Raw genomic sequence first — 8,694 nt, 5'->3', positions numbered from 1 at the left:
AGGGACAACTGAGTGAACGCAGTGAACGAAGGAGTCGGCTGGGGAGGTCTGTGGGCTGTGCGGGGCGGTGCGGTACAAGTGGTCTAGCTCACTCCGCGGTGCCGTTCGCGGTTGCAGTCGTACAGATCACCTCACTCACACAGCAGTTCGAAAAGGAAGCTCCTGGCGATCTATCGACTCCGAAACCGACGAATCAGGCCAGACCGAGCAGGTCGAAGCCCGTCCCGTTGTCCCGCTCGCTCGCGTGCTCGTACACAACGTGCGCGGCGGCGACGTCCTGAATCGCCAGCCCCGTCGAGTCGAACACCGTCACGCCGTCCTCGGCGGTCCGACCGGCCTTCTTCCCGACGACGATCTCGCCGATCTCGCCGTAGAGGTCGTCGTCGTCGAGGACCCCGTTTGCCCACGGGACGTTGATCTCGCCGGAGTGGGTGGTCTGGGCGTAGTCGTCGATCACCAGCTTCGCGTTCAGCAGCACGTCGTCCTCGATCTCGTGTTTCCCCTCGGCGTCGGCGCCCATCGCGTTGATGTGCGTGTGTTCGCCCACGTCGTCCGGGCCGATGATGGGGTTCCGAACGGGCGTCACCGTCGAGAGCACGTCACAGTGGGCGGCGTCGCGAGGCGTCCCCGAGCGAACCGTGAAGCGGTCCTCGAACGTGTCGATGAACTCCGCGACGCGGGCCTCGTCGAGGTCCGAGACGACGACCTCCTCGATGTCCCGGATCTCCGAGATGGCCTCCAGTTGGCTGTACGCCTGCACGCCGGCGCCGACGATCCCCATCGAACTGGCGTCCTCGACGGCGAGGTGGTCGGTCGCGACGGCGGCGGCGGCGCCGGTGCGCTGCATCGTGAGCTCGGTCCCGTCCATGATCGACAGCGGGAACGCGTTCTCCGGCTCGGAGTAGATCATCGTCCCCATCACCGTCGGGAGGTCGAACTGCTCCTCGTTGTCGGTGTGGACGTTGACCCACTTGATCCCCGCCGCGTCCCACTCGCCCGTGTCGAGGTAGGCCGGCATCGACCGGAAGTCGCCGTTGTACTGCGGCAGGTCGATGTAGGACTTCGCGGGCATCTTCGCGTTCCCGTTCTCGTAGGCCGCAAAGGCCTCCTCGATCGCGGGAATCAGCTCCGCCATCGACGTGTTGTGGTGCACGTCCTCGCTGTTCAGAAGCAGCGTCTCCATGGCCCCGAGTACCGCCGGTAGGGCCTTAATTGTGTCACAATCGCCCGCAGCCACGGCCGTCTCCGGCTCCCGAAGTCGCCGAAGCTCAGCCCTCGAAGCCGCCGGCCGCCAGCGCGTCGNNGTCGTGGATCACCGCCGACACCGCGGCGGCGATGTTCTCGGGCTGCTCGTGCTGGAAGATCGAACGACCCATCGACACGCCCGAGGCACCGGCGTCCATCGCCCCCCGAACCATCTCGACCGTCTGGCGGTTCGTCCCCTTGCTCCCGCCGGCGATGAGGACGGGCAGCTCCGTCGACTCGACGACGCGCTCGAAGCTCTCCGCGTCGCCGGAGTAGCCCGTCTTCACGAGATCCGCACCGAGTTCCTCGCCCAGCCGGACCGCGTGGCCCAGCGACTCGGGGTCGGTGCTGTCGACGCCTTCGCCCCGGGCGTACGTCATCGCGAGCACGGGCATCCCGAACTCGCGGGCCTGCTTCGTCACCTCGGCCAGCTGTTCGATCTGCCCCGGCTCGTACTGGCTGCCGACGTTGAGGTGGAGTGAGACGGCGTCGGCACCGGCCTGTACGGCCTCCTTCACGGTCCCGGTGACGCGCTTGTCGTTCTCGTCGGGACCGATAGTGGTCGAGGCGTTGAGGTGGATCACGTAGCCCGCGTCGTTCTTGTTCGGGTGGACGCGCGGGGCGATCCCCTTCTGGGTCAACACGGCGTCGGCGCCGGCACGAGTGACGGCGTCGATCGTCGATTCGATGTCGGCCAGCCCCTGCACGGCACCCATGGTGATGCCGTGATCCATCGGCACCATCAGGATGTTGCCGTCGGTCGAGAGTCGGTCGAGTCGGGCTGCTCTGCCGGCGTCGGTGGGTGTGAGTCGTGTCATGCTGAGAGTGGTGTGGTTGGTGTGGTACTCTGTGGCAAGCGGGGGCTTGAGGGTTGCGCTCCTCGCCGCCCTATTTTCCTTCCGCTTCCGGCGATTCTCGGGCGCCCCGGAGCGCGCCCTCTTTCAGTTCGCGGGCTTTCGCCCGCAGGTCGTCGGCCACGTCGGCGGTCGTGCGGTCGTTCTCGACGGCGTCGGCGACGATGTCCACGAGGGCGGAGCCGACGATGATGCCGTCGGCGCCGGCGGAGACGACGCGGGCGGCGTGGTCGACCGTGGAGATGCCGAAGCCGACGCCCTTGGGCACGTCCCAGTCCGCGATCCGGGCGAGGCTCTCGGCGGTCTGGTCGGAGACGTCCGCCTGCGCGCCCGTGACGCCCAGTCGGGCCTGTACGTACACGTAGCCCGAGACGCGCTCGCGGATGGTCGCGAGGCGGTCGTCGGTGGTCGTCGGCGCGACGATGAACACCAGATCGAGGCCGAACTCGTCGCACGCCGCCCGGAGTTCGTCGGCCTCCTCGGCGGGCAGGTCCGGGATCACGAAGCCGTCGATGCCCACCTCCGCGGCGCGCTTCACGAATGGGCGCGGGCCGGGCGCGGTGTGGTCGCCCTCTCCCGCCGCGGTGCCGGAGTCGGCGCCGTAGCGGAAGACGAGGTTGTAGTAGGTCATGCAGACCAGCGGCACGTCCACGTCGAGGTCGTCGACGAACTCGAAGTACGCCTCGGGGGTGATCCCGCCCGAGAGCGACCGGACGACAGCCTGCTGGATCGTCGGCCCCTCGGCGATGGGTTCGGAGAACGGGAGGCCGAGTTCGACGCAGTCGGCACCCCCCTCTACGAGCGCCTCGACGTACTGCTTCGAGGCCGCGATGTCGGGGTCGCCGACCGCGAGGTAGGGGATGAAGGCCGGCTCGTCGTCGCTGAACGCGTCGGCGAGCCCGCTCATAGTCCACCCGAGAACTCGCTCATGTCCGGCGCGTTCGGGATCTCGCGCTTGTCGGTCTCCTCGATCACGGTTTCGAGGTCCTTGTCGCCCCGCCCGGAGAGGTTCACGACGATGCGGTCGCCGAGTTCGGCGGCTGCGTCGGTGTCACCCTCCGAATCGGGACCTAACACCTCCTCCAGATACGCCAAGGCGTGAGAGCTCTCCAGTGCGGGGATGATCCCCTCCTCCTGGGAGAGCCGGTGGAACGCCTCCAGCGCGGCGTCGTCGCCGACGTTGACCGCGGTCACGGGGTCCTCGTCGACGAGGTAGGCCAGTTCGGGGCCGACGCCCGCGTAGTCCAGCCCCGCGGAGACTGAGTGGGACTCGACGATCTGGCCCCACTCGTCCTGCAGCACCTTCGTCCGGGCGCCGTGGAGCACGCCCTGCCCGCCCGTCGAGAGCGAGGCGGAGTTCGGGGCGACGCCCTCCTCCTCGTCGACGGCCAGCGAGGAGCCGCCCGCCTCGACCGCGAGCAGATTCACGTCCTCGTTGTCGACGAACCGGGCGAACGCGCCCATCGTGTTCGAGCCGCCGCCCGCGCAGGCGACGACCGAGTCGGGGAGGCTGCCGAACTGCTCTTTCGACTGTGTCTTGGCCTCCTCGCTGATCACGGACTGGAACTCCCGGACCATCTCGGGGAACGGCGCGGGGCCGACGACGCTGCCGACGACGTAGTGGGTGTCGCCGACGTTGGTCGCCCAGTCCCGCATCGTCTCGCTGATCGCCTCCTTCAGCGTCCCGCGGCCCGCGGTGACGGGGTTGAGCTCGGCGCCGTTGATCTTCATCCGGAACACGTTGGGGCGCTGGCGGGCGATGTCGGTCTCGCCCATGTAGATCTCGCAGGGCATGTCGAGGTGGGCCGCCGCCATCGCCGTCGCGGTGCCGTGCTGGCCCGCGCCGGTCTCGGCGACGATGCGCTCTTTGCCCATGTACTTCGCGAGCAGCACCTGCCCGAGGGCGTTGTTGAGCTTGTGGGCGCCGCCGTGGACGAGGTCCTCGCGCTTGAGGTAGATCACCCGACCGTAGCGCTCCGAGAGGTGTTCGGCGTGCTGCAGCGGCGTGGGTCGCCCGCCGAACTGTCGCAGGCGCTCGCGGAACTCGTCCATGAAGCCGTCCTCGTTCTCCAGCACGTAGCGCTCGTAGGCCTCCCGCAGCTCCTCGATCGCGGGCATCAGTGCCTCCGGTACGTACTGGCCGCCGTACTCCCCGAACTTCCCGTCCGCAGATGAATCAGAGCTCATGCGTTGACGAACTCGCTCGTGTTCTCCCGTGGGTCGCCGTCCATGATAGCGGTGCCGATCAGCAGGCCGTCCGCGCCCGCCTCGCGCATCCGTCGCACCTCGGCGGGCGTCGAGATCCCCGACTCCGCGAGCAGCGTCGCGTCCTCCGGCACCGCGGGCGCGACTTCCTCGAACGTGCCGAGGTCGACCTCCAACGCCGCGAGATCGCGGTTGTTGACCCCGATTATCTCCGCGCCGGCCGCGACCGCGCGCTCGACTTCCGCCTCGCTGTGAACCTCGACGAGCACCTGCATCCCGCGATCGCGTGCCGCCTCGATCATCGGCGCGAGATCGTCGCCGAGGAACCGAGCGATCAGCAGCACCACGTCCGCTTCGACCGCGTCCAACTGCGCCTCCTCCAGCAGGAAATCCTTCCGCAGGACGGGCACGTCGACGGCCTCGCGGACGCGCTCGTAGTGCTCGACCGAGCCACCGAAGTGCTCGGGTTCGGTGAGCACTGAGAGCGCGGCGGCGCCCCCGGCGACCATCTCTTCGGCCAGTTCGACGGGGTCGGCGTCGCTCTCCCCCTCGGTCGTGGGGCTGGTCGGTTTCACTTCGGCGACGACCGGGGTCCGCCCCTCGGCCTCGGCGGCCGCGAACGCCGCCGGGAGCGACCGCGCGTCCTCGACGGCTACGCGCTCGTCCCCGCCGGGGCGCTCGCGGGCGGCGTCGAGGATGGACCGCACCGCGGGCGCCACCTCATTGCTGTTCATACTTGTACACTAATGTACGGAACTGTTCAAAAGACTTGCGACCCCGGTCGGCCGTCCCCGGCGCTGCCGCCGGGTTCAAGGCCGCGAGCGCCCTCCGTTCGAGCGATGGAAGACGCCGGCATCTACGCACGGGAGTCCGAGGTCCTCGGCCGTCCGGTCCAGATCGGGGTGGCCAGCAGTCAGGTGATCGACGTGTCGTTCCCCGAGACGATCCCGGACGACGCCGAGCCCGAACACCCGATCCTCGACCGCGTGTTCGACTACCTCGACGGCGTGGAGGACGAGTTCGAGGACGTGGAGGTCGCGATCACCGTCCCGACGGACCAGCGCGCGGTGCTCGACGCGGTCTGTCAGATCCCCTACGGCGAGGTCGGCAACACGCGACAGGTCGCTCACATGGCCAATCTGAACCCGGACGACGAGGACGACGCCCAAACCGTGAGGACCGCGCTCCGGGCGAACCCCGTGCCGATCTTCGTCCCCGATCACCGCGTCGAGGACGTGCCGGGCGCGACGCCGAGCGACGTGGCGGCGACGCTCCGGCGGATCGAGGGGTAGCGAGGATTCAAGTAGGAGAGCGGGACCAGCCCCAGCGTGACCTGAGTACCGACGCTGGTGGGGAAGCGGGAGTGTGGCAGTCCACCAGCGAGCGATCGTGCCGCCTGTCAGCCCCAGTCAGTCCAGCCTGACCACGAAGTACGCGACGGCGATCACGAACAGCGCCTGCCCCGCCGTCGCGACGGCGTCGACGCCGAGGTTCACGCCCCCGCCGTACGCCGCGGCGGCGCCGAGAAACAGCGCGGTGTTGCCGACGGCGTTCACCTGTGGCCCGGAGTGGATCGCAAGCGAGCGGTAGCCCGCGACGACGCCGACGCCGAGGAACGCGAGCGCCAGCAGCTCCTCCACCGTTCCGGTGCCGTACCGGACGCGGTAGCCGCCGAAGACGACGAGCGCGACGCCGAGGAACCCGGTGAACGCGGTGCCGGCCTGCGCGAGTCGGTCCCTCATACCGACCGAAGAGACGGCGGGAGACCACTTAACACCGCCGGGATCGCCGACCCTCGCCGAACCACACGCTTTTGCCCGATGGCGCGGAACCCCGGGTCGAATGGAGTTCACGGCCATCCCGGGGGTGGGTGAGAAAACGGCCGCCTCGCTGGCCGAACTCGACGACGCCGAGGACGCGCTCCGGCGCGGCGACGTGGCCGCGATCGCCCGCTCGCCGGACATCTCCGAGGGTCGGGCCGCGGCGATCGCCCGCGGCGCCATCCGTCGGGAGCACGGCGACGACGGCGGCTTCCTCGCCACCGACCGGGCGCGAGAGATATACGACGACGCGCTCGGCCTATTGCAGGAGCGTGCGGTCACGACCTACGGCGAGAAGCGGCTGGCGACGTTCTTCCCCAGCACCGAACGGTCCCGAATCGAGGAGGTCCGAACGTTCGCGACGCGGGCGATGGAGCGCGACCCCGACCCCGAACTGCTCGACGCGCTCGCCGGCGTCGAACCCCTCGAACCCGCCGAGGGGATCCGGGTTCGGGAACGCTGTGTCGCGACGGCCGACGCCGAGCGCTACGCCGAAGCGAAGGAGGCGCTGCCCGAACTGCCCGTCGAAGTGATCGACGACCGCCGAGAGCTCGGCGAGCTCGGTCGCTCGTACTCCACGGTGTACGTGCTCGACGCGGAGTTCGCCGGCATCGACGTGGAGGGCGACGTGCGCGTCGTCCCGGACGCGCTGGAGCGCCCCGAGGAGTTCGTCCCCGAACGGACGCTCACCTTCTTCGCCGACAACCGCGAGCGACTGCTCGCCGCCGCCGAGGTCCACGAGACCGCCGGCACGGAACCGGACTGCGACCTCGACTCGCTGCGTGCGGCGCTCGACCGGGTCGACGAGGAGGGCGGCATCGTCGGCGACGAGGAGCTCGATCGCCTCTCGATGGAGGCCGACGACCTCGACGCCGCCGTCAGCACCGCGGAGTCAGTCGGCAACGACCACTTGCGGGACGCCATCGGCGAACGCGACGTGACCATCGAGGGCACCGACTTCCTCTCGCTGGTCGAGCAGGGCGCCCGGGTCGACTCGCTGCTCTCCCGTGAGTTGGCCGACGACTACGACCGGGCGGTCGAGCTCGCCCGCGAGCACGTCGTCGACAGCCTCGACCTCGATTCGGGCGAGGCGGAGTTCGTCGAGCGGATCTTCGGCGGCGAGCCTTCGTTCCCGCTGGAACACAACGAGGAGGCGGTCTCCCGGCTCCGGACCGAACTGACCGCCGACCGCGACCGCCGGGCGAACCAGCTGGAGACGGAGCTCGCGGCCGAACTCCGGGAGCTCCGCGATCCCGCGGCATCGATGGTCGAGACGGCGCTGGAGCTCGACGTGGAGCTGGCGGTCTCGCGGTTCGCCCGCGACTTCGACTGCACGATGCCGACGATTGCCGGCGAGGGGTTCGAGATCGAGGGCGGCCGCTCGCCGCTGCTCGACGTGCCGTTCGACGAGGTCGACCCCGTCGACTACGGCGTCGAGGGCGTGACGCTGCTCTCCGGGGTGAACTCCGGGGGGAAGACCTCCACGCTCGACCTCGTGGGGCTGATCGTCGTGCTCGCGCACATGGGCCTCCCAGTGCCGGCCGAGGAGGCCCGCGTCGGGCAGGTCTCGGAACTGCACTACTACGCCAAGTCACAGGGCACCCTCGACGCCGGCGCGTTCGAGAGCACGCTCCGGGAGTTCGGCGAGCTCGTCGAAGGCGCACACGGCCGGCTCGTCCTCGTCGACGAACTGGAGTCGATCACCGAGCCCGGCGCCTCCGCGAAGATCATCGCCGGCATCCTCGAGGAGCTCCACGAGCAGGGCGCGAGCGCCGTGTTCGTCTCCCACCTCGCCGACGGCATCCGGGAGGCGGCGAGCTTCGAGGTGGCGGTCGACGGGATCGAGGCGGTCGGGCTGGTCGACGGCGAACTCCGCGTCGACCGCTCGCCGAAGAAGGACCACCTCGCGCGGTCGACCCCCGAGCTCATCGTCGAGAAGCTCGCGGGCGACAGCGAGGACGGCTTCTACCGGAATCTGCTGGAGAAGTTCTGAGCCTCTCGGAACGGTAAAACGGCTCTTTGTCTTTACCTAACCCCTTTGAAGTATCCACCCCAAGCGTCGGGTGTCCCTGCTTCGGCCCTCCAACACGCCTCGCAGGGCGCTACCCGTTCTCGACCGTGAAGCGGTCGAACGTCTCCCCGTCGACGGTCGTGAGTCGCCCGTTCAGGCCGTCACCGTTCGGTTCGAGTACGGCGAACGACTGCTTCGCCCCCCGCGGGTCGGCGTGGCTCCCGGGGTTGAGTAGCGTCACCGCTCCCTCCTGATCGACGAGGGGGCGGTGGGTGTGTCCGGAGACGACGAGGTCGGCGCCGCGTTCGCGCCCGAACATGGCCAGCCCGGTCGCCCCGCCGCGCTGGCGGTGGGTGGCGGCGATGCGGACGCCGGCGTAGGACAGCGTTGTCGCCTCGGGCAGCCGGTCGGTCACCGCAGCGTCGTCGCGGTTGCCGTAGACGGCGCGCAGGTCGGTCGCGGCGTCGTGAAACGCGTCGAGAACGGCCTCGGTCGTGAAGTCGCCGGCGTGGAGCACCAGATCGGCGTCGGCGACGGCGTCTTTGGCGGCGCCCACGGG

9 protein-coding genes are annotated in these 8,694 nt (G+C 69.4%); 2 read left to right on the top strand and 7 right to left on the bottom strand.

All coding sequences use genetic code 11. From position 1 onward, the window contains the following. Positions 1-193 precede the first annotated feature (193 nt). The 5 genes from ACFR9S_RS00395 to trpC form a co-directional block, all read right to left on the bottom strand. Positions 194-1,183 carry an ornithine cyclodeaminase family protein gene (locus ACFR9S_RS00395; RefSeq protein ID WP_379731755.1) on the bottom strand — a complete coding sequence of 330 codons (990 nt, stop codon included), beginning with the start codon at positions 1,181-1,183 and terminating at the stop codon, positions 194-196. 85 nt (positions 1,184-1,268) lie between these two features. Beyond that, positions 1,269-2,063 (bottom strand): 2-amino-3,7-dideoxy-D-threo-hept-6-ulosonate synthase, encoded by a 795-nt coding sequence (locus ACFR9S_RS00390; RefSeq protein ID WP_379817707.1) that lies wholly within the window; start codon positions 2,061-2,063, stop codon positions 1,269-1,271. A 70-nt stretch (positions 2,064-2,133) separates the two neighbouring features. Beyond that, a complete protein-coding gene (gene trpA / locus ACFR9S_RS00385; RefSeq protein ID WP_379817705.1) occupies positions 2,134-3,006 on the bottom strand; it encodes a tryptophan synthase subunit alpha in 873 nt (290 codons plus the stop codon). Further along, positions 3,003-4,286, bottom strand: a complete 1,284-nt coding sequence (trpB, locus tag ACFR9S_RS00380) for a tryptophan synthase subunit beta (protein WP_379817703.1) — start codon at positions 4,284-4,286, stop codon at positions 3,003-3,005. Before trpB ends, trpA begins: the two co-directional genes overlap by 4 nt. Further along, on the bottom strand, positions 4,283-5,038 hold the full coding sequence (gene trpC, locus ACFR9S_RS00375; RefSeq protein WP_379817701.1) for an indole-3-glycerol phosphate synthase: 756 nt from the start codon (positions 5,036-5,038) through the stop codon (positions 4,283-4,285). Before trpC ends, trpB begins: the two co-directional genes overlap by 4 nt. A gap of 105 nt (positions 5,039-5,143) precedes the next feature. Here trpC and ACFR9S_RS00370 point away from each other — a divergent pair, with 105 nt between their 5' ends. Further along, complete coding sequence (locus ACFR9S_RS00370) at positions 5,144-5,596, top strand: MGMT family protein (protein ID WP_379730937.1); 453 nt, start codon at positions 5,144-5,146, stop codon at positions 5,594-5,596. A gap of 117 nt (positions 5,597-5,713) precedes the next feature. Here ACFR9S_RS00370 and ACFR9S_RS00365 read toward each other — a convergent pair whose 3' ends face one another. Then, entirely contained in the window at positions 5,714-6,046 is a 333-nt protein-coding gene (locus ACFR9S_RS00365; protein ID WP_379817699.1) for a hypothetical protein, read from the bottom strand. 100 nt (positions 6,047-6,146) lie between these two features. Here ACFR9S_RS00365 and ACFR9S_RS00360 point away from each other — a divergent pair, with 100 nt between their 5' ends. Then, on the top strand, positions 6,147-8,117 hold the full coding sequence (locus tag ACFR9S_RS00360) for a MutS-related protein (RefSeq protein WP_379817697.1): 1,971 nt from the start codon (positions 6,147-6,149) through the stop codon (positions 8,115-8,117). 109 nt (positions 8,118-8,226) lie between these two features. Here the strand turns inward: ACFR9S_RS00360 and ACFR9S_RS00355 are convergent, their stop codons facing one another. After that, complete coding sequence (locus tag ACFR9S_RS00355) at positions 8,227-8,691, bottom strand: metallophosphoesterase (RefSeq protein WP_379817733.1); 465 nt, start codon at positions 8,689-8,691, stop codon at positions 8,227-8,229. Positions 8,692-8,694 lie beyond the last annotated feature (3 nt).

The sequence above is a fragment of the Halolamina salina genome (assembly GCF_042678005.1).
In the GTDB taxonomy this organism is placed as follows: Archaea; Halobacteriota; Halobacteria; order Halobacteriales; family Haloferacaceae; genus Halolamina; species Halolamina salina.
Note: the sequence above shows the minus strand (reverse complement) of the source record. Positions and strands in the feature narration are given on the sequence as shown.

Coding starts and splice junctions, on each gene's coding strand:
- ACFR9S_RS00365 (WP_379817699.1), bottom strand. CDS start 6,046: ATGAGGGACCGACTCGCGCAGGCCGGCACCGCGTTCACCGGGTTCCTC.
- ACFR9S_RS00360 (WP_379817697.1), top strand. CDS start 6,147: ATGGAGTTCACGGCCATCCCGGGGGTGGGTGAGAAAACGGCCGCCTCG.
- ACFR9S_RS00370 (WP_379730937.1), top strand. CDS start 5,144: ATGGAAGACGCCGGCATCTACGCACGGGAGTCCGAGGTCCTCGGCCGT.
- trpA (WP_379817705.1), bottom strand. CDS start 3,006: ATGAGCGGGCTCGCCGACGCGTTCAGCGACGACGAGCCGGCCTTCATC.
- ACFR9S_RS00395 (WP_379731755.1), bottom strand. CDS start 1,183: ATGGAGACGCTGCTTCTGAACAGCGAGGACGTGCACCACAACACGTCG.
- trpB (WP_379817703.1), bottom strand. CDS start 4,286: ATGAGCTCTGATTCATCTGCGGACGGGAAGTTCGGGGAGTACGGCGGC.
- trpC (WP_379817701.1), bottom strand. CDS start 5,038: ATGAACAGCAATGAGGTGGCGCCCGCGGTGCGGTCCATCCTCGACGCC.